The organism is Epilithonimonas sp. (assembly GCF_036780765.1).
Taxonomy (GTDB): Bacteria; Bacteroidota; Bacteroidia; order Flavobacteriales; family Weeksellaceae; genus Epilithonimonas.
Window position 1 is genome coordinate 248,233 of record NZ_DAIQCG010000004.1, and the last position, 20,403, is coordinate 268,635.

The window sequence follows — 20,403 nt, forward strand, 5'->3', positions numbered from 1 at the left end:
TCCTAAGTAATTTAAAATACACTGATTATTAAACGATTTTTAAAAAATATTTATCTTTTATAACCAAATAATTAAATTAAAAACTATATTAAAATAAAACATTTACTTATTATTTTATAAATATAGTCACAATCCAATTATATTTATTGCTGCCATTTTAATTGGATTTTACGTTGCCTTTCTATTTTGTTTGATTACATATTTGTTTGTTAACATTCATTACTGCTCTTTAAAAGAATTTTCGTTCCAATTACAAATTAAAATAGTTAAACCACCTCCATTAAATGCTATTTTTATTATTACTGATGATTTACAAAGCAATAATTATCTGACCTTACATACTTATGTATTAATAGGGAGTTTCAGCATTTTTATAGATTAAACCTTCACTTTTAAGCTCATACCAAAAGTCTTTAGGGATTTGAGTACTGAATGACTCTATATTACTTAGCACTTGTTTGGAATTACCTACCCCAGGAATTATTGATACAAACTCATTTGCTGAAAGGATAAAATGAAGCGCAGCATCAATAATCGAAATACCATAGTCCTGTGCTATTTCATTAATTCTGTCTCGTTTTTCTATCATCCCTTTCGGTATAACATCTTTATAATTATAACGGTCTCGACCTGTTACAAATCCTGAGTTATACCCCGCCCCCGATACAAGTTTTACGCCTGCTTTTTTTACTGCCGGAAGTAATCTGTCTACCGCATCTTCATGTTCAAGAATTGAATATTGGGTTGCAGAAAGACATATATCTGGGTCAGCGGAATCTATACAATCGAGAATAGGTTCAATTTTATTGACACCCATACCCCAAGCTTTGATAACGCCTTGATCTCTAAGTTCCGAAAGTACCTTAAAAGCACCTTGTCGTGCTTGTTTAAGAAAATAAGGATATCTATCTCCTACCTGATCTTCTGACAAATCATGAATGTAAATAATATCAATTAATTCAAGTCCTGTTCTTCGTAAGCTCTCTTCGATTGATCGTTTAACCCCATCTCCTGTATAATCATGCTTAAAATCAAAATTCAATGGTTTCTTCCACATTGTTGGTGGCACTTCTGAAGGTAAAACTTCATTAAATAGACGTCCAACTTTGGTTGAAAATACAAAATCAGATCTTTTTTTATCTGCAAGGAAATCTCCAAATCTTCTTTCACTTTTTGTCAAACCATACCAAGGAGAAGTATCAAAGTATCGTATTCCAGAATTCCAAGCTGTTTTTAGAATTTCAAAAGATTGCTCATCAGATATATCATTAAAAGCAGTTCCAATAGCGACACCGCCTATCCCCAATTGATGTTTTTCTTGTAAAATATTTTGACTCATTATTATAACTTATTATATTTATATATCCTTTCTCATATTGGTTCTCAAAACCATAAATAAAAGAGAAACTCCCAATCCTGCTAAAAAAGCTGTTTTTGTTTTTTTAGATGGCACTGGTAAAATTGTATCACCATAAATTCGATGAGGATAACCCGATGGTCTTAAAACATTACCTTCATCTCCTGAAGACTCATTGCTTTTCATCATCAGCCGCATTCCTGCAGAAGCTGTATTGATAATAATTTTGGGAAATGTTTTATAAAGTGTAACCAATGCTTTGGATTTAAAATCTGGAAATAAATCTTTTTGAGGATGTTTGGCTAACTGCAGTATCTTTGATGCAGTATCTCTTGGATCTGAAGCAAATGGCGGAATTTTAAAATCAAGACCGGAGTATTTCGCGGAATGCATGTTGCCTGTTGAACGCTGTATCTGAGGATATAGATTTGCAATATGAATATGTGGGAAATCCGAAATTTCACCATGAAGACATTCCATCATACCACGAATACCAAATTTAGTTGAAGAATAAACAGCACTGTATGGAGCTGGCATAAATCCCCCTATTGATACATTGTTAATTAATACGCCCTCTTCTTGTTTTTTAAATATTGGCAAAACACTATAAGCGCCATGCATATATCCAAATAGATTTGTCTTGATAACCTGTTCATTTACATCCATTGGGATTTCTTCAAATCGTCCGCTTGCCATAACACCAGCATTATTGACCCAAAAATCAATTCGTCCAAAATTATCGATAGCCTCTCTTGTGTCAAATGCTGAACGTCTTCGTATAAAGAAACATCTGTTGAAACAGCAATAGCTTTTGCTTCAAGATCTTCACACAAACGAAGTGTTTCTTCTAAAGCCTCTTGACCACGTGCTGCTAAGACTATTTGACAGCCCTCCAAGGCAAATGCTTCTGCAATAGCTCTTCCTACTCCGCTACTTGCTCCTGTTATAACAACTGTCTTTCCTTTAAGACTTCTTTCGTCTATTCTTTTTTCCATAATATGATATTGATGATTCGTAATTATATAAGAGTTAACCACTATCACACCAAATTACCATTAAAACAAAAATAACAGTATTTATTTGGTATGATATAATAAAAAAGAGATACGAAATTGCATCCCTTTTTTATTGTATAACCAGTAGACAAATCTTATTAAGTTGGTAAGATTTTTCCTCTCATAGAAGTTTAATCTAATGGCTTTCGTCCAGATATGATATTATATAGCACTACAATTACTGCAATCACCAAAAGGGTGTGTATCAGACCTCCTGTATCCATTCCAGGAATAATACCTGCCATTCCTAATATCCATGCTATTATACAAATAACAGCTACTAACCAAAGTAAATTTTTCATAAGTTTAATTTTTGATGTTGTCAATGCTATTACATAAAGTATTCCTTTAATAATTATAGCTTGAATTATATGTTATGTTTTTATCGAAGTTTGGTACAATTAAAAAAAAAATTAACAGTACCCTAAACTACAAAACTATTGGAGAGTTTAATAATCAAAAAAAATTTGCGATAAGTACGAGTTATAAAAATATTTGCTAAAAATGAGTTTTTTAATTCTTGTTTAATTTCGCTCAAACGAATTAAAAAATCATCGACAAAAGAGTTTGAATAGACGCTCGTCAAGGTAACATCGCATGATTATGTAATTCTACAATTCTTTCCAACTTTAAAACTAAATGTTTCGATATACCTGCCGTTATGGGTACAAGACCGGAAAGAGGTGATAATTCACTTTCTTTCCGGTTTTTTTTAGTCCCTAACTCATTGTTTATCTGGTATATATAAGAGAGTAAAACATTAGGTCGGGTGGTTCGATAATGATTTTTTGAAAATTGCAATTTTTGGGGGAATATCGAACCAATTATTTTGCGTTTCACTTCAATATCACCGTCAGTATAGACTTTCGCAAGATCTGCCAAGTTCGATAATGCTTGGTCTAGTAGTTTTAAAAAATCTATTTTTTTGTTATCTTTTCCTTTAGTTAATTTAGCTTCGAGCTTCTCAATTTGTCCTTTACATTCGGTTTTAATTTCAAAATAATCTTCATCATCAATTACCTCCTCCATCAGTTTATTTCTTGCCTGTTTCAATCTGATGTTTAAACGATCTATTTCTAATAGAATTGCTTTTCTTTCTTTTTGGGGATTATTGATTAATTTTTCAAAATTTTGTTTCAGTATCTTTTTCAAATAATTTTTTATAGATGCACGCATTTCCAATGACTCCAATATCTCTAAAAATTTAGAATTTAGAATTTCAGATTTGTAACGGTATGAACACGGAGACTTGCAATGGTAGTAATAATATTTATTTCCCGAACGTCCCGTAGATGCACTACCGGTAACCAAATGACCACATTCTGGACAAACTAGAAAACCTCGTAACGGTAAATGATCGTCAGACAATATTTTTACGTTGGGTCTGGCTGGATTGACATTTCCATCCATTATACATTGAACTTTTTCGAATAGTTCTTCACTGATCAGAGGTTCATGAATACTTTTAACAAAATGGGCCTCCTCTTCATTGAATTGCTCCACATAAATTTTCCCACAATATGCCGTATTGCGTAAAGTTGCTAGAAAAGCACTTATCTTAACTGATTTTCCTTCCTTTCTGTTCATCATATCCATTATCTGACTCGCTGAATATACGCCTTTTGACATTTCGTTAAATGCCCATCTCATGTTAGAAGCTTCTGGTTCCTTCAGAGTTATATACTTCTTTCCGTTCTCCGTTATTTTGTTAGCATAGCCGTAAGGCGCCCTTCCCATTAATCTGCCTTCTTTTTTAGCACGGCGCATTCCATAATAAGTATTCAAAGCGCGCCTGTCGTTTTCGACTTCTGGCGCAGCAAGATATATAGCCAACATCATTTTATTTTCTGGAATTGAAAGATCTAAAGGTTGCTCAATGGCCTGCGGCTCTACGTTAATTTTCCTAAGTATATTAATCATTTGATAGGCATCACCAGCGTTCCTGCTGAAGCGATCCCATTTTGTAAAAAGCAGCAGATTTGTTTTCGAGCTTTTTTTCTTTAGTGTATCCAATAATTTAATCCACTCCGGCCTGTTAAAAGTCTTGGCTGAGTAATCTTCATAAATGATTTGACCTACATGAATGTTATTGTTTTCACAGTACCGTTTTAATCGCTCTTCCTGATCTCTTTGTGAGTATCCCTTATCTGCTTGCTCATCAGTTGACACACGGATATATAAATCGGCTTTTTTCATATTTAAATCTTAGAAAATATTATTGTTCTAAAAAACGCTTTATAGTAATTGTTGATAGCATTTTTAAAAATTCTACAATCAGTTCCGCTTCCGCTATAGTTAGCTCAATTTTTTCCTCTTCTTTAAAAATTTTGATAATCTCATCAATGCTAATATTAATTTCAAGTTTCCTTTCCATGACCGATATCTTTTAAATAAAAATATCCGGCATAATTAATCGCAATTAATTGAGGTACTTACCTGCAACACTTGGCTTAGAAGTGCAAATTAATCTTAACATAAAAACTATACTTTATCAGACTTTTAACGTTGACTCAAAAGATACTGCTTCCGAAAGCAGTATTCTACACAAATGCATTAGCACAGACTACCTCCCGTAAATCTGCATTAGCAACAGAATTTATAATTTTGTTTATTATTTTTAAAGCGGCAACAAGATTTGTTGTGAAGAAATTCATCATTCTTAGATCCAACTAAAATACAAATAATCAGTTGAATGTTAAAATTATACAGTATAAATCTAATTATACTTTGTAAAATTTTGTAGGGACGGAGCATGAAATTGACACTTTTTTGCCTTAATTTGAATTCAAGGGTTTATGAACTCAATTATCCAATTTGCTTTTTAAGTTCGTCCTTACTTGGAAGGATCTCCTTATACTCTTTTGCAAAAATAGTATTGTTGTTTTCTGGAAGTGTAAACTCGATCACTGTTTTGTTCTCTTCTTTGCAAAGAATAATTCCAATGGTAGGGTTCTCTTCTTCCAACTTCACTTTTCTGTCATAATAATTGACATACATCTGCATTTGCCCAATATCCTGATGGGTCAGCTTTCCAATTTTTAGATCAAAAAGCACGAAGCACTTCAATAAACGATTGTAAAACACTAAGTCCACAAAGAAACTATCGCCTTCGAATGTAAATCTTCGTTGCCGCCCTTCAAAGAGAAAGCCCTTTCCTAATTCTAGCATAAAATGCTCTAATTTATTGATGATCCCAGTTTCCAAATCACTTTCGGAATAGCGATTATCTTCTTTTAGATCTAAGAATTCCAAAACATAGTGACTTTTTAAAACATCGGTCGGCTTTTCTATGATCTGTCCTTTCTGGGCTAACTTCTTCAAATCTTTCTCGTTCCTGCTTAATGCCAACCTTTCATATATAGCTGAATTAAATTGTCTTGTAAGCTCTCTAACACTCCAGTTATTCTGGCTCGCCTCTATTTCATAGAAATTTCTCTCATCTGAGTTTTCGATCTTCATTAATTGAATGTAGTGAGACCACGATAATGAGAAAAAAGAATTACGAGACACTGATTCATAAATTACAGCCTCAGCAGAATTACGAGACGCTGTTTCGTATTTTTCAGAAATTCTATTTTGATACATTAAATAAAACTTTCTCATCCACTGCAAATTATCCACTGAATAGCCTCTGCCGAATTCTTTTGTCAATTGTTTACTTAGATTTTTCAAGGTTTCTTTTGCATACTCTGCTCTGTCCTTTCCATCCTGCTCATTCTCAATGATTACCTTACCTATTTCAAAATAAGTCAATAACATAGCCGTATTGATATTTCGAACAATACTGCTTTTAGCATTTTCGATTAACTGCTTTATTGAAATGAAAAGATGTGATGACAATTGACTCATACTTACAAATTTAAAATTATTTCTTTACTAAATATCGATATTATATGGTGGTAAATATGCCATTTTAAGGATATCAAAATAAAATTGCTGCATTTGGCAGTATGTGGCAGTACTTGGCTTTGTAAGATAAAAAAACACAAAGTAAAAAAACTACCTACAACTTCATTAATAATTAAGATTTTCACTATCTGAAACTAAATTTATATTTATTAAATCTGTAAACTATTTTCCATAATAAACCGGTAAAAAGGCAGCTAAGGATTTCTTACACATCCTTGATCAGTCATCAGTTTTTTCAAGACTATTACTAAAGTCCCTTAGTCACGAGTTTAGTGTCATGGCCAACCTCATGGCTGTATTATCACATCGAACCGTTAGAGAACGGGCCGCTCTCAGCTTATTGATCCTTCATGATAAATATACATCTAACGAGTCCAAGGAAAATGTTTTTATCACACTATCCCGAATTGATCTAGCCAATATGGTGGGAACTGCAAGAGAAACATTAGCCCGTATTCTCAATGATTTCAAGCAGGAAAAACTAATCAAAATTGAAGGACGTAAAATTCGTTTAATCAATATTGAACAATTAGTCCGTATTGCCAATTTTTAAAATACTATCTGCTTTTAGTATTATTTAAGCCATCAACGAAAAGAGATTTACCCTGTTTTTGAAATAAAATTTGGTAACTATATAGATTTTACTTTACATTTTTTTACCCAATCGCCTAGTCAAGGTAACAAATAGCCAAAAGGTGCCACTTGTTTCAAGTAACGCCTTTTTCAATACACATTTTAATAGGAGTTTAATCTTGATTATTATAACCAGAAAAAAGATTTTATTTGAATCTCAGGTTTAATGAAATAATATCTGATTTCATTCCCACAGATTTTGTATAATGTCCATATCTGATTTCCAGCATATTCAGTCTTTCCACTCCAAATAAGCCATTCTTCGGACTGATTCTGATTCCTGCTCCATAAAAGTGACTGTCAAATTTCGAAAGGTCGTAATTACTCGTATAAAAGTCATCAAAAGCAGTATGCTGCTGATAAGGCGCAAAATATTTAGCTGCTGTCTGAGAATAATATCTGTAAAACGGACTTACCGAAACAAAAGGCGAAATTTTCACCGGTGTTTCCAGGCTGAATGTATTGGACTTCAACCACCAATCGTCGGTATAATAACGATAATACGCTCTCAGAATAACTTTATCCCCCAGGAAATAATTCGCTCTTACCCCCAAAGGAATTTTAAATCGTTTATCAGGCAAAGCTTCCTGATGAACTGAATTGTCCGCAAAATAGACACGATGGAAAGGCAAACTTAAATATCCTGTCTGCTGAACTCCATCCGCCAAAAATTCAACCTGAAAATTCTGGTTAATGATTTGTGAATAAGACAGAGACAGTGCAAAAGTATTTCTTCCGCTGGTTCCGTAGTTTTCGTGTTCCCCTCCTGTGCTTCCATTTGTTCTAAGCTCAATCGGGGCAATCAGCTTTACCTGATCGAGATAAGCCTGAAATTTCGCTGTAAACTCCCCCATTCTATTTTTTGTTTTTTGCGAAAAGCCGATATTAGCGCCATAAGACTGATAATCAAATTCAGTCGAAAACGAAACTCCAGCCATTAAAGTGGTTCCCTTCGTATCATTTTCCCGACTCCAGCTAAGAGCAGGATAAATTCTATTGTCTGCATGGGAAGCGGATGAATTGGCCTTTAAATCTATCATATCGGAAGAGGCGGAAGTATAATGATCTATCCCCACGCTGAAATTAAATTTATTTTTTCTGGCTTTTTTATCATATTTTACCATTGTTACATCAATGGTATTAGAAATGTCAGTTAATTTTTCTGTTCCTATTCCGCCCGTAACCGCCGAGTTATTTCCATCCTGCTTATAATAACTGGACACCAAATTAGCTTCATCAAAACTAAGCTTTTTAGGCTGTTCATTATTTGAGTTTTCCTGTGCTTTTGCGTTGAAAATTCCGAAAAGAGCGAAAATGCTTATTATAATTTTTTTCATTTTAAATCACACTTAAATTTTACTTTAATTACAACCGCATCCGCCTCCTACTTTACCTGCATTGGCTCCCGAAGAACCTTCTCTGTAAGATTGAAAGCTGAGTTCTGTTTTTTCAATGGTTCTGTTTCCCAAAATCATTTCAGCATCATTAAGTTTATTTTTTTCATATTCTTTTACGGTTGTGCAAGAATGCATCGAACCAACCAGGAAAATAAAAAAGCCTGTTATTATTATTTTTATAAAATTTTTCATTTGAATTGAATTTGTTTTAGTTATAAAATGAAATCTAACTTCATTTTAAATTAATATTTTGAGAGGAATATATATTGTCCTGATCATCAATAATGATACATTCCAGATGATTGATCTGGTTTACCATATTAAGTGACGCATCAATTCCCATAATGCTTACAGGAGTTGCCATTGCATCAGCAATTTCTGCATTAGGACAAAAGATGGTAACACTTTTCACCCCCGAAACAGGCATCCCTGTTTTTGGATTAATGGTATGAGAATATTTTTTACCGTTGATGATCACAAATTTTTCGTAATTCCCAGATGTTGCTACCGCCATATCAGTAATATTCAGGTAAGAAAATGGTTTTCCGGCGTTATCAGGATCAGCAATTCCAACCGTCCATGGCTTTCCGTCTGCCTGATTTCCCCAGGCTGTTAAATCACCTGATGCATTTACAATTCCTGATTCTACATCTCTATTCTGAAGAAGTCTTTTTGCCATCTCCGCTGCATAACCTTTCCCAATTCCCCCAAAACCTATTCTCATTCCTCTTTCTTTCAGGAAAACTGTCTGATTGTGATGATCAAGAATGATGTTATGATAATTAACCAGTTTCAGATGTTTTTTGATCAGTTCAGGATCAGGAAGCTGTTGCATCTGCCGGTCAAAATTCCAGAAGCTTTTGTCGATTCCACCGTAAGAAATATCAAAATATCCGTCTGTAATTTTACTGATTCTCAAACTTCTTTCAAATAAACCAAAGATTTCCCCATCTACGTTCACAGGCTTTATGCCTGCATTTTTATTGATAAGATGGGTTTGGCTTTCGTCGTTGAAAGTAGTTAAAAGTCTTTCAATCCTCCGAATTTCGTCAATAGCTGCATCAATATGCTGATTAGCCAAATTTTCATTGTCACTTACAACGGTAATTTCAAAAGCGTTCCCCATTAATTTCTGAGGTCTTTTGAACTCTCTCAACATATGATCTTATTTATTTTGATTTTCTTTAATGTTCCGTACTTCTTTGGTGAAAGCTAAAGCATTTTCAGATGGAAGTCCCTCCCAGCTTTTCAAAACCTTTCCCTCCGAATTCAATAAAAGGGTGTAAGGAAAAAGTCCTTTCGGATTATATTGATCAGCAAGCGATGCATTTTCTTTTTTCAATTCCGGAGAAAGCTGATTCTTTTTGTTTCTTGGAAAATCTGCATTGATGTAAACAGCGATATTTTCTGTTTCCAGCTTTTTAAATTCATCGGTTTCAATGATATTTTTATGAAGCTTGATGCATGGAATACACCAATCTGAACCTGAAAAGTTCAGTAAAATAAGTTCTTTATTTTGAGACGCCAGTTTTTTGGCACTTTCCCAACGACTCTGCGCTTGAATGCCAACAGCGAATACAACCATTAATATGGCTGAAAATAGTGTTTTCATTATTTAATTTTTATAATGATTTTAGAGAATAATGATGTTGTTTGATTGTAGATCAATCAAATTAAATAGATGATATGGACAAAGATTTCGGTGGTTCCCAGACCGATCCTGTAAATCCTTTGTAACAAAAATCTTCATCTTTTGAAGGAATTTTATGAGATTGTAATGGTCTGAAACTTTCAGCCTTTGCTTCAAAATGAAAGCCTGGGTGAATCGTGAATATCAAAGTTAATGGTGCAGAATGAATTACAAACGGCAGTTTCTGATCTTTACCATAATCTCCATCTTTAACGGGATTTTCATAATGGGTTTTCAGAAACGCTGTAAGAGACATTTCCGAATTCAACTTTTTGTGTTCCCAATAATGTTCTATCAAAGTCGGAATTTTCAACAGCTGATATACTTCAGTTGTTGAAATTAAATACAGTGACAATAACAGTATGGAAATCAATTTTTTCACAAATCAAAATTATAAAATATTTTACTAGGAATCATTATTTTTTATTTCCTTTCCAAAAGCCTTTTTAGAAGCTTATAAATCTCAAACCAAAGCACAGAAACTGCAGCAGTAAGGAATGTTAATCCTAATTCTTTTACTGTAAGAGGCGCTACACTAAAGAATCCTGATACCGGCTTCACATATAGAATAACAAACAATAATACAAGAACCAACGCGGAAACCCCTACTAATAAATAATTGCGATTTTTAAAACTTTCAAAAATACTGTAATGGAAAGATCGATTTACCAAACTCAGTAAAATATTCGCAAATATCAAAGTACTGAACACCCAAGCTCTTGTTGTAGGCTCATCATTCCCCAGGTGAACAGAATATTGATATATCCATAGTATTCCTGCTGTGATAACCAGTCCCTGAATAATACTTACCATAAGCTCTCCCCAGTTCAGAAATGTATCTGTAAGCACTCTTGGAGGCCTTTGCATTGCATCTTTTTCAATAGGCTCATTTTCATATACAATAGAACAGGTAGGTCCCATTACCAGTTCAAGAAAAATAACATGAACGGGGGTAAATATGTGAGGAAATACCCATCCCAGGAATAAAGGCAAAGAAACTGTAAGGATAATGGGAATATGAATAGAAATAATATACTGAACAGCTTTTTTGATATTGGCATAAATTCTCCTACCCGCAGCAATTCCCACTACCAGCTTTTCAAGATCATCATTCGTAATGACGAGTGCTGCTGCTGATTTGGCAATTTCGGTTCCTTTATTTCCCATTGCGACTCCTATATGGGCAGCTTTTAATGCAGGTCCGTCGTTCACTCCATCTCCCAACATGGCCACTACGTTACCCTGTGCTTTCAGCGCATTCACCACTTCAAGCTTTGCTTCAGGAAACATTCTTGTAAACAGAGTCGTTTTTTCAGAAAGCTTCATTAAATCATCTTCTGAACTTGCGGTGATGTCACTCCCATTAACTGCAGGAGCATTATTGATAATCCCGGCCTGCAATGCAATGGCCTTTGTGGTATCCGCATTATCCCCTGTAATTACCTTTACCTTAATGCCTGCATTATAAATATGCTGAAGAACTTCTTTTATTTCTTTTTTTGGAGGATCATAAAATGCGGTCAGTCCTAAAAATTCAAAACTAAAATCCTGCTGGTTTTCAGGGAAATTATTTCCTTCGAAATGAGATTTGGCAACTCCAAGAACCCGATATCCCTTTTCACCAAATTCTTTTACAATATTTCTGATTTTATTCTTTTCCTCTTCTGAAAGTTCAGAAACAGTAAGAATTGCTTCAGGAGCACCTTTTGCCGCAATAATTCTCTCTTTTTGTTCATTTTCAAAAAGATGGGTCATCATAGGAGGTTTTCCTTCCAAAGGATATTCATGAAATAACTGATAATTTTTTCTGTCGTCAGAATCCTGAGTCTGCTCATACACCTTATGTAAGGTTATTTCCATCGGATCAAACGGAACTGGCTCACTGCTCCACATCGCATAATCAATAAGTTCATCCAGCTCTTTTGTCTTGAAATTCTCCTGTTCATAAATCGTATCAGACTTATAATCATAAAGATGCTTTAGCTGCATTGAGTTTTCGGTAATTGTTCCCGTTTTATCTGTACATATCACTGTAACACTTCCCAACGTTTCGACAATACTGCTTCGTTTGATAATAATTCCTTCCCGCATCAGCTTCCAGGCTCCCAAAGCCATAAAGGTGGTAAAAGCCACAGGAATTTCCTCAGGAAGTACAGACATCGCCAAAGTCAAACCACTTAATAAGCTGGTCACAAAGTCTTCTGTTTTAATATAGCTGAAAATACATACCGCCAAAAAAATTATCAACCCAATAATAGCCATGCCTTTTACAAAATTCCGGATCTGAAGCTGTAAAGGAGATATTTCTTCTTTTATCCCCAGTATAGACTGCCCTATTTTTCCTACTTTGGTTTCTTTTCCTATTTGTTCTACCTCAAAAACTGCAAGTCCGGAAACAGTAATTGTTCCGCTATATACTTTATTATCTTCTGATTTGCTGTCTTTAAAAACAGAAAAGCTCTCCCCAGTAAGTGAAGACTGATTAACGGAAAAATCATTGCTATGTACAATGGTACCATCTGCATTGATCAGATTTCCTTCTTCGGTAATACAAACATCTCCCACAGCAATTTCAAAAGTGGGTATTTTAATAATCTTTGAATTTCTTATGACCGTACTTAAAGGCTCGTTCAATTTTTCAAGTTCTTCCAGGGCCTTTTTACTTCGGTTATCCTGATAGAAAGAGATAGCCGTAACTCCTATTATCGCAACCAACATAAATAAAGCCTCACCATAGTCACCTATGATTACATAGATAAGTGAAACACATATCAATAAAATAAGCATGGGTTCTTTCAGAATATCAATAAGCATATCTGCCCATGTTTCTTTTTTAACCGCTTCCAGCCGGTTATATCCGTATTTTTTTCGGGAAGCTTCCACTTCCGCTTCTGTAAGACCTTTGAGATTTTCAGGGATATTATAATTCATGTGAAATGGATGTAGTATTAAAATTACTGAATGTTTTTGTCATAACAGAATAATATTGATGATTTTAATCCTTAATTGATCTCCTTTTTAACCTGAACCACCCATTTTTCTATTTCCGATTTATCCGTAGAAGATAATTTTGCATTATGATGGATTATTGTATACGAGCTAAGCGGCATTTCTTCCTCTTTAACGGTTTCGACAATTTCATCTAATTTCTTCAATTTTTTTTCTTTAGTATAGGTATTAAATTCATCAAAATTCAAATGCCTCTTCCCTGAATTGACGTGATCTGCCAACCACCATTTTACCGGCTGTATATTACTATACCAGGGATATGCCGTATTATTAGAATGACAATCGTAACAGCTTGTTTTTAATAAGCCCTGTACGTGGAATGACACCTGATAATGTTTTTCAATTGCATTTTCAGAAGGAGTGGCTGATATATTTTTATCAGTATCAAAAAGCTGGATAACGATGAGAAACAGAACTATAAAGCCTGCTCCTATTTTTATTAAAGATGATGTTTTCATAATTTGTATTTATCTATAAGTTCTTTTATTATTCATCTGCAGTGTTCTTAAGTTTCATGAGAAGGGTATAAGCATTCTTGGTGACAATTTTCTTATTTTTAAAATCGTCGGTATTAAGTATCTGTATGAACCCGTTCTCTGTTTCACCGAATGTTACAGGAGTCAGGCGGTAGGTACGTGTTTTCTCTTCCACAAAAACAAAGTCTTTCCCTTCGAAATTGACAATGCTTTCTTCAGGAACTGCATTGGAAAAAGAGGTACTTGTTTCTATTTCTGCATTCATATACATTCCAGGAACAAGGCTCTGGTCATATTTTTCAAAATGACAGTGTACTTCAGCCATACCTCCCGGGTTAACATCCTTACTGATCAGAATAATCTCTCCGTAATATTTTTTATCAGGAGCTGCATTCGTGTAGGACGTAAACCGTTGTCCCATTTTGAGGTTTCCAAGATCTTTTTCATATACTTTAAGGTTAAGATGTATATCATCCGGATTGATGAGTTCAAAAAGGACATCCGAAGGATTTACATATTTTCCGATGTTCACATTTACCTTACTCACAAATCCATTGATGCTGCTGTAAACCGGAACGCTTTTTTTAATATTCCCGGAATTCAGTGATGCTGGGTTAATATTGATAAGGCGGAGCTGCTGTGCCAGGGAGTTCATCAGGATTTTCTGGCTGTTCATTTCAGACTGGGCCTGCTGCATGACTTTATCACTGGTAGCCTGACTTTGATTAAGGGTTTTCTGACGGTTGTAGTCCAGTTCGGCAAAATGCATTTTGGACCTTGCCATTAAATAATCCTGCTGAAGCTGTATAAACTGCGGGTTTTCAATAACAGCAATCACCTGCCCTTTTGAAACCGGCTTTCCCGGCAGCAGGCTGCTGGATTTGAGATATCCGCCCAGTGGAATACTTACTGAAACCAGGTTTTGCGGAGGAACATCAATCATTCCATTAAGCTTTAAAAGCGAAGATATCTTCTGTAAAGAAAGGGTTGTAGTTGCTATAGGAGCATTTTTTAATTGGGCTTCAGTAAGCGTTACTACGTTTTCATCTTTGGAAGAGACTGCTGCTGGTACCGGCTCCGTTTTTCCATGGTCTTTACACTCATAAAACATGAGCAGTCCTATTATTGGCAGAGAATATGATATGATTTTAAATTTACGTTTCATTATTATGGGTTTAAAGTAAGATATTCCAATTCTATAGCACTCTGATTCAGTTTCCAGACTGCATCGGTATAGCTGTTTTTTAAGGTGACTGCCTGATTGACCAATATTACAAATTCGAGGTAATTGATCTCTCCGGCAAGAAACTGTTTTTTAGCTGTTTCAGTGATAACATCGGCGTTTTTAAGTTCTGCGCTTTCATAGCGGGAAACAATGTCAAGATTAGCCTGATAAATCCCGGATGCTTTTTTACGCTGATTCTGCAGGTTGAATTCCATATTGGCAATGTCATTTTCAGCGACAGATTCTGCAATTTTAGCAGCCTGAATTCTGGCTTTCTGTCCGCCTGAAAAAACAGGAGCCGAAACACCCAGCTGTACGGAATGAAATTGTGGTGCAGAGCCGTACACTTTGTCATCCGCCCCCGTTCCTTTAAAACTGTTAAGATTGTAAGCGAACTGCAACCCCGGAAGCAGCTTTGCTTTTTCAAGAGCTGTCTGCTGTTCGGAAACTTTTTTCTGCTGCTGCAATACCTGGATTACAGGATGTGAATTTAACTCTTCTTTAAGTCCTCCGCTAAATAACTTTTTATCTTCAGGAACAAAATCTGTTTCAGTATTCAAAAGCCATTGCAGCTGATATTTCAAAACTGAAAGCTCCTGATTCAATTGCTTCAGCTGGATTTCAATAGCAGATTTCTGATTGGAAGCAGTTGTTTTTTCCAAAATATTACTTTCTCCTGCTTTCAGACGAATGCTTGCTTTATCCAGAAAGTCGGTATACAGCTTTAATGTTTCCTGCAGAAGCTTTTCTTTTTCTTTCCAGTAGAGAATATTATAAAAAGTAAGGCTTACGGCTTTCTTTAGCTCATATTCTTTAAGGGAAACATTAAGCAGAGACTTTTTCCATTCTTCCGTATAAAGATTCTTTTGTTTTTTATATACAGTAGGAAATGCTATATTCTGAGAAATACCGAATTTCATATCTGTCAGGGCACTGTTGATTTGGCCATAATCCATCGTAACTCCTGTCTGAGGAATATCTGATGCTGATCTGATAAGTGCCTTTGAATACTCAGATTTTAATTTTTCATTTTTAATAATCCGGTTATTTTTCAAAGCTAAATCAATGGCTTCCTCCAAAGTAACAGGGGTTTGGGATTTTACTTCAAGTCCAATAAAACAGAATAAAAATACCAATACGGAAGCTATATTTCTGTTTTTCATTTTTTTCATTTTGATTCCTTTTTCAATATTTACATAAAGCAATGGTAAAACAAACAGAGTAAGGAAAGTTGCCACTATTAATCCTCCGATAACAACTGTAGCCAGTGGCCGCTGTACTTCGGCTCCGGCCCCGTTACTCAATGCCATCGGGATAAAGCCCAGCGACGCAACAAAGGCGGTCATAAGGACCGGGCGGAGACGTGATTCTCCTCCGTCAATAACAATTCTTACAATATTTCTCATTCCGCTTTTGTAAAGACGGTTAAACTCAGATATTAAAACAATTCCGTTCAGTACAGCTACTCCGAAAAGCGCAATAAATCCTACTCCGGCACTGATACTGAAAGGCATTCCTCTCAGAGCCAGAAAAAATACTCCTCCAATGATGGAAAGAGGAATTGCAGTATAAATAAGCAAGCTTTCTTTTACAGATTTAAATGCAAAAAACAGCATTACAAAAATAAGGGCAAGTGCAATAGGAACCGCAATCATGAGGCGCTGTTTGGCATTGTTGAGGTTCTCAAAAGATCCTCCATAGGTCATATAATAACCCGTAGGGAGCTTCATTTTCTGATCTACTTTTCCCTGCAGCTCTTCAACAATGCTTTGTACATCCCTATCTTTTATATTAAAACCTACGACAATTCTTCTTTGGGCATTTTCTCTCTGAATCTGGTTGGGACCATTCTTCACTTCCACTTTGGCAAGCTGAGACAGCGGAATCTGATTTCCAAAAGGTGTGGGAACCAAAAGATTCTTAATATCGGTAACATTTTTCCGGTCTTTGGTATCCAGGCGTACTACCATATCGAAGCGTTTTTCACCTTCAAAAACCAGCCCTGTACTTTGTCCGGCAAATGCCGTATTGACAATTCTGTTAATATCTGCAACAGATAGGTGGTACTGGGCAATTAAAGGGCGGTTGTATTCTATAATTACCTGAGGCATCCCGGAAATAGGTTCGATGTAAAGATTCTGTGTTCCTTCAACAGTTTCTATAATTTTACCAAGTTTCTGAGCATTCTGGGAAAGAACATCCAGATCATCACCAAAAATTTTCACTACTACATCCTGTCTTGCTCCGGTCATCAATTCATTAAAACGCATCTGCACAGGATATTGAAAACTGGCTGTAATTCCGGGTACTTCCTGAAGCTGTTTCCCCATTTTATCCGCTAATTCGGGAAAAGTAGAGGCAGAGGTCCATTCTTTTTTATCTTTCAGGATAACCATCATATCCGAAGCATCCATCGGCATTGGGTCTGTAGGTACTTCCCCGCTTCCGATCTTTGTAACGACCTTCTGCACCTCAGGAAATCGGGATTTGAGAACGTGTGCCGCTTTTTGGGTACTCTCAATTGTTGTGGTCAGATTACTTCCTGGAAGCACTCTTGTGTCTACGGCAAAATCTCCTTCTTCAAGGGAAGGAATAAATTCACCTCCCATTTTGGATAAAATGAAAACGGCTGTTATAAATAAGACTGCCACTACCCCAAAAACTATTTTGGGTACTCTGAGAAGTTTGAGCAAAACTGCAAGATAGATCTTCTCTACCTTTTTCATCATTCTGTCTGATAAAGTAGGTTGATTACTTCTTTTTCTCAGCAATACCGCACTCATCATCGGAATATAGGTCAGTGAAAGTAAAAATGCTCCAAGCAGTGCAAAAGCTACGGTCTGTGCCATGGGTTTGAACATTTTCCCTTCAATTCCCTGCAGGGTAAGAATTGGTAGATAAACAATCAGAATAATAATCTGTCCAAAAACAGCACTGTTCATCATCTTTCCGGCAGAATCAGTAACCAAAGCATCCATTTCTGTTTTGCCTGCAGAAAACACTCTTTTGAATTTTGAATTATGGGTAGACTGATGCAGAACAGATTCCACAATAATAACTGCCCCATCAATAATAAGCCCGAAATCCAAAGCCCCAAGGCTCATAAGGTTCCCGCTGACTCCAAAAAGGTTCATCATGCAGATCGCAAACAGCATAGCCAGTGGAATTACCGAAGCCACCAGAAGCCCAGCGCGGACATTTCCTAAAAACAGGATCAGTACAAAGACTACGATCAAAGCTCCTTCAGTAAGGTTCTTTTCAACCGTTCCAATAGCATTATTTACCATTTTGGTACGATCCAGAAAGGGTTCTATGACAACTCCTTTAGGAAGTGTTTTCTGAATCTGGGCAATTTTTTCTTTTACATTTTTTATAACCTGATTACTGTTTTCACCTTTAAGCATCATTACCACGGCTCCTGAAACTTCTCCCTGGTCATTAAAGATCATGGCTCCATAACGGGTGGCAAAACCAGGTTTCACCTCAGCAATATCTCTTATGAACAGAGGAACAGCATTTGTTTTTGTTGCAATAGAAATATTGTTGATTTCTTCAATACTTCCTACCAACCCTTCACTTCTGATGTATAAAACGGTAGGCCCTTTTTCAATATAGGCACCTCCGGTATTCTGATTATTTGTCTGTAACGCATCAAATATATCATTGATCGTTATTCCATAAGCATTAAGCTTGTCTGGATTTACGGCAATCTCATACTGTTTCAGCTTACCGCCAAAACTGCTGACTTCCGCTACTCCTTTTACTCCCAAAAGCTGTCTTCTTACAATCCAGTCCTGAATAGTACGGAGTTCTGTGATATTGTACTTTTTTTCATATCCCTTTTCAGGTCTTACGACATATTGGAAAATTTCGCCAAGTCCTGTAGAAATAGGACCAAGCTGGGGATTTCCTATTCCCTGCGGGATAACGGCCTGTACCTGCTGGAGCCTTTCAGCAACCTGCTGCCTGGCCCAGTAGATGTCAACATCATCTTCAAAGACAATGGTAACCAGCGATAGTCCAAACCTGGAAAAGCTCCTGATTTCCTTTAATCCTGAAATATTATTGTTGGCCTGTTCTATAGGAAAGGTAACAAGCCGTTCTATATCTGTTGCACCAAAAGAAGGGGCCATCGTAATGACCTGTACCTGATTATTGGTAATATCCGGAACAGCATCTATCGGCAGCCTGGTGACCTGATAAGAACCAACTCCGATAAGCCCCAGTATCAACAATGCAATAATGAGTTTATTCTTTACAGAAAACTCAATGATTTTTGTAAGCATAAAATGATTGATTATCTTAATTATTGTAATGAAATTCTGGTATCCTGAAACGTAGCCCCAAGTATCTACATTTCATGTAAACACCTATAAGGAAACAGAATACCTTCCCAATCAAAAAATGACTGAGAAAACAGATTAAGATTGACAGAATCTTGGCGGCTGCCAGATAGAATTGAGGATTTCTTTATTGTAAAGAGCGCTCTTATAAAAGACCTTTTTGATCTCGATAGGGCTAAATACTTTCCCTATACAATGAAAATATAAGGAAGGATTAATAGTGAAAACCACAGATAACAGGTTTGCATGTGAAACAAAAGGTAATTTCTGGTCCTGATCGTGGTCACTGTCTTTCACAGGATGATCATAATGAGTTTTCAGAAATGCAGTAAGTGACATTTCAGGATTCAGGTTTTTATGCTGAATATAATGCTCAATAAGAAGCGGCATTTTCAAAAACTGATACAGTTCAGTTGTAGAAACCAAATAGAATGATAATAACAATATGGAAATCAGCTTTTTCACAATATCAAAATTATGAAATATTTCATTAAGAATGATTTTAAATAAAAGAATGAGAAGTTGTTTCGGCTTATATTAACTTATAAAAATCTTCTTTGTTTATAATTGATCTAATTATTTTTTTAAATAGTAGAATTGACATTTATAAAAATATGATCTGTTACACCATTGCCTAAATTTTGGGAACTTTATATAGTTGAATGTACCAAATTATATTTTCAATATATTATTCACTAATATTCTATTAGTCATTGATTAAATCTTTATTCAACAGTTAAAGAAAGTTGGAAGCCAACCATTAATAATACATATTGGATTATTACATTTACTAAAAAAGTAATTTGCAAAAAACTTTACAACTACAAGTGATTAAATATTAAAATCGGAATTGCTAATTCCTTTTTAATTTGGCTCAAACGGCTCAAACGAAGCAAATCATCGATAAAAGTGTTTGAAGATACGCTCGTTGAACTCACAAGACAGGTTTATTTAATTCTATAATTCTTTCTAAATCTTCCATCAAATGTTTCGATATGTCTTCGGTTATGGGTACTAAAGCAAAGGTAGTATTTTAACAGTATTGAGTAAATACTCCAAAATGGAAAATCATTAAACTCAAAAAGAAAACCATCTTTTAGAAAACATTATTCTTTCATAATTTTTTTGACTAAGTTTTTCTCTACTTCTGAATTAGATGGACTAGAATTAGTCAACAACCAATTATCAATTTTCACCCGTTCAAAGAATAACATTTTTCCACTAGGTTTTGAATAGGGAATCAGTCGTCGATGTGCAAGTTTATAAATGTAAGAGCATTTAAAACCTGTATATTTAGATAGTTCTTTGA

19 protein-coding genes are annotated in these 20,403 nt (G+C 35.3%); 1 reads left to right on the forward strand and 18 read right to left on the reverse strand.

From position 1 onward, the window contains the following. Positions 1–349 precede the first annotated feature (349 nt). From V7P73_RS09610 to V7P73_RS09640, 7 genes are all read right to left on the reverse strand, one after another. Positions 350–1,339 (reverse strand): aldo/keto reductase, encoded by a 990-nt coding sequence (locus V7P73_RS09610; protein ID WP_333853044.1) that lies wholly within the window; start codon positions 1,337–1,339, stop codon positions 350–352. A gap of 18 nt (positions 1,340–1,357) precedes the next feature. Then, positions 1,358–2,053 carry an SDR family NAD(P)-dependent oxidoreductase gene (locus V7P73_RS09615; protein WP_333853046.1) on the reverse strand — a complete coding sequence of 232 codons (696 nt, stop codon included), beginning with the start codon at positions 2,051–2,053 and terminating at the stop codon, positions 1,358–1,360. After that, positions 2,014–2,352 (reverse strand): SDR family NAD(P)-dependent oxidoreductase, encoded by a 339-nt coding sequence (locus V7P73_RS09620; RefSeq protein ID WP_333853048.1) that lies wholly within the window; start codon positions 2,350–2,352, stop codon positions 2,014–2,016. Before V7P73_RS09620 ends, V7P73_RS09615 begins: the two co-directional genes overlap by 40 nt. 191 nt (positions 2,353–2,543) lie before the next feature. Beyond that, on the reverse strand, positions 2,544–2,714 hold the full coding sequence (locus V7P73_RS09625; RefSeq protein ID WP_333853050.1) for a lmo0937 family membrane protein: 171 nt from the start codon (positions 2,712–2,714) through the stop codon (positions 2,544–2,546). A gap of 280 nt (positions 2,715–2,994) precedes the next feature. Continuing rightward, the gene (locus tag V7P73_RS09630; protein WP_333853052.1) at positions 2,995–4,608 is read right to left on the reverse strand and encodes a recombinase family protein; all 1,614 of its coding nucleotides are present in this window, start codon (positions 4,606–4,608) and stop codon (positions 2,995–2,997) included. Positions 4,609–4,627: 19 nt separating this feature from the next. Next, entirely contained in the window at positions 4,628–4,786 is a 159-nt protein-coding gene (locus V7P73_RS09635) for a hypothetical protein (RefSeq protein WP_322924938.1), read from the reverse strand. Between the two features lie 431 nt (positions 4,787–5,217). Continuing rightward, positions 5,218–6,261, reverse strand: a complete 1,044-nt coding sequence (locus V7P73_RS09640) for a PDDEXK nuclease domain-containing protein (protein WP_333853055.1) — start codon at positions 6,259–6,261, stop codon at positions 5,218–5,220. Between the two features lie 349 nt (positions 6,262–6,610). Here V7P73_RS09640 and V7P73_RS09645 point away from each other — a divergent pair, with 349 nt between their 5' ends. Beyond that, a complete protein-coding gene (locus V7P73_RS09645; RefSeq protein ID WP_322924732.1) occupies positions 6,611–6,874 on the forward strand; it encodes a Crp/Fnr family transcriptional regulator in 264 nt (87 codons plus the stop codon). Positions 6,875–7,100: 226 nt separating this feature from the next. Here V7P73_RS09645 and V7P73_RS09650 read toward each other — a convergent pair whose 3' ends face one another. The 11 genes from V7P73_RS09650 to V7P73_RS09700 all read right to left on the reverse strand — a co-directional run. Then, a complete protein-coding gene (locus V7P73_RS09650; RefSeq protein ID WP_333853059.1) occupies positions 7,101–8,291 on the reverse strand; it encodes a DUF3570 domain-containing protein in 1,191 nt (396 codons plus the stop codon). A gap of 24 nt (positions 8,292–8,315) precedes the next feature. Continuing rightward, positions 8,316–8,543: a DUF4266 domain-containing protein gene (locus V7P73_RS09655; RefSeq protein WP_333853061.1), complete on the reverse strand. Its 228-nt coding sequence runs from the start codon at positions 8,541–8,543 to the stop codon at positions 8,316–8,318. 40 nt (positions 8,544–8,583) lie between these two features. Then, positions 8,584–9,510, reverse strand: coding sequence for an FAD:protein FMN transferase (locus V7P73_RS09660; protein WP_333853063.1), 927 nt, complete (start codon positions 9,508–9,510; stop codon positions 8,584–8,586). A 6-nt stretch (positions 9,511–9,516) separates the two neighbouring features. Beyond that, positions 9,517–9,963 carry a thioredoxin family protein gene (locus V7P73_RS09665; RefSeq protein ID WP_291884581.1) on the reverse strand — a complete coding sequence of 149 codons (447 nt, stop codon included), beginning with the start codon at positions 9,961–9,963 and terminating at the stop codon, positions 9,517–9,519. A gap of 61 nt (positions 9,964–10,024) precedes the next feature. Then, the gene (locus V7P73_RS09670) at positions 10,025–10,423 is read right to left on the reverse strand and encodes a hypothetical protein (protein ID WP_333853066.1); all 399 of its coding nucleotides are present in this window, start codon (positions 10,421–10,423) and stop codon (positions 10,025–10,027) included. A 41-nt stretch (positions 10,424–10,464) separates the two neighbouring features. Next, positions 10,465–12,972, reverse strand: a complete 2,508-nt coding sequence (locus V7P73_RS09675) for a cation-translocating P-type ATPase (protein ID WP_333853068.1) — start codon at positions 12,970–12,972, stop codon at positions 10,465–10,467. A gap of 71 nt (positions 12,973–13,043) precedes the next feature. Further along, on the reverse strand, positions 13,044–13,508 hold the full coding sequence (locus V7P73_RS09680) for a heme-binding domain-containing protein (protein ID WP_333853070.1): 465 nt from the start codon (positions 13,506–13,508) through the stop codon (positions 13,044–13,046). Positions 13,509–13,536: 28 nt separating this feature from the next. Next, positions 13,537–14,691, reverse strand: coding sequence for an efflux RND transporter periplasmic adaptor subunit (locus V7P73_RS09685; RefSeq protein ID WP_333853072.1), 1,155 nt, complete (start codon positions 14,689–14,691; stop codon positions 13,537–13,539). A gap of 2 nt (positions 14,692–14,693) precedes the next feature. Next, positions 14,694–19,037 (reverse strand): CusA/CzcA family heavy metal efflux RND transporter, encoded by a 4,344-nt coding sequence (locus V7P73_RS09690; protein WP_333853074.1) that lies wholly within the window; start codon positions 19,035–19,037, stop codon positions 14,694–14,696. A gap of 135 nt (positions 19,038–19,172) precedes the next feature. Then, the gene (locus V7P73_RS09695) at positions 19,173–19,559 is read right to left on the reverse strand and encodes a hypothetical protein (RefSeq protein ID WP_333853076.1); all 387 of its coding nucleotides are present in this window, start codon (positions 19,557–19,559) and stop codon (positions 19,173–19,175) included. 641 nt (positions 19,560–20,200) lie between these two features. After that, positions 20,201–20,403: helix-turn-helix transcriptional regulator (locus V7P73_RS09700; protein WP_333853078.1), on the reverse strand; the 203-nt coding region annotated here is incomplete at its 5' end.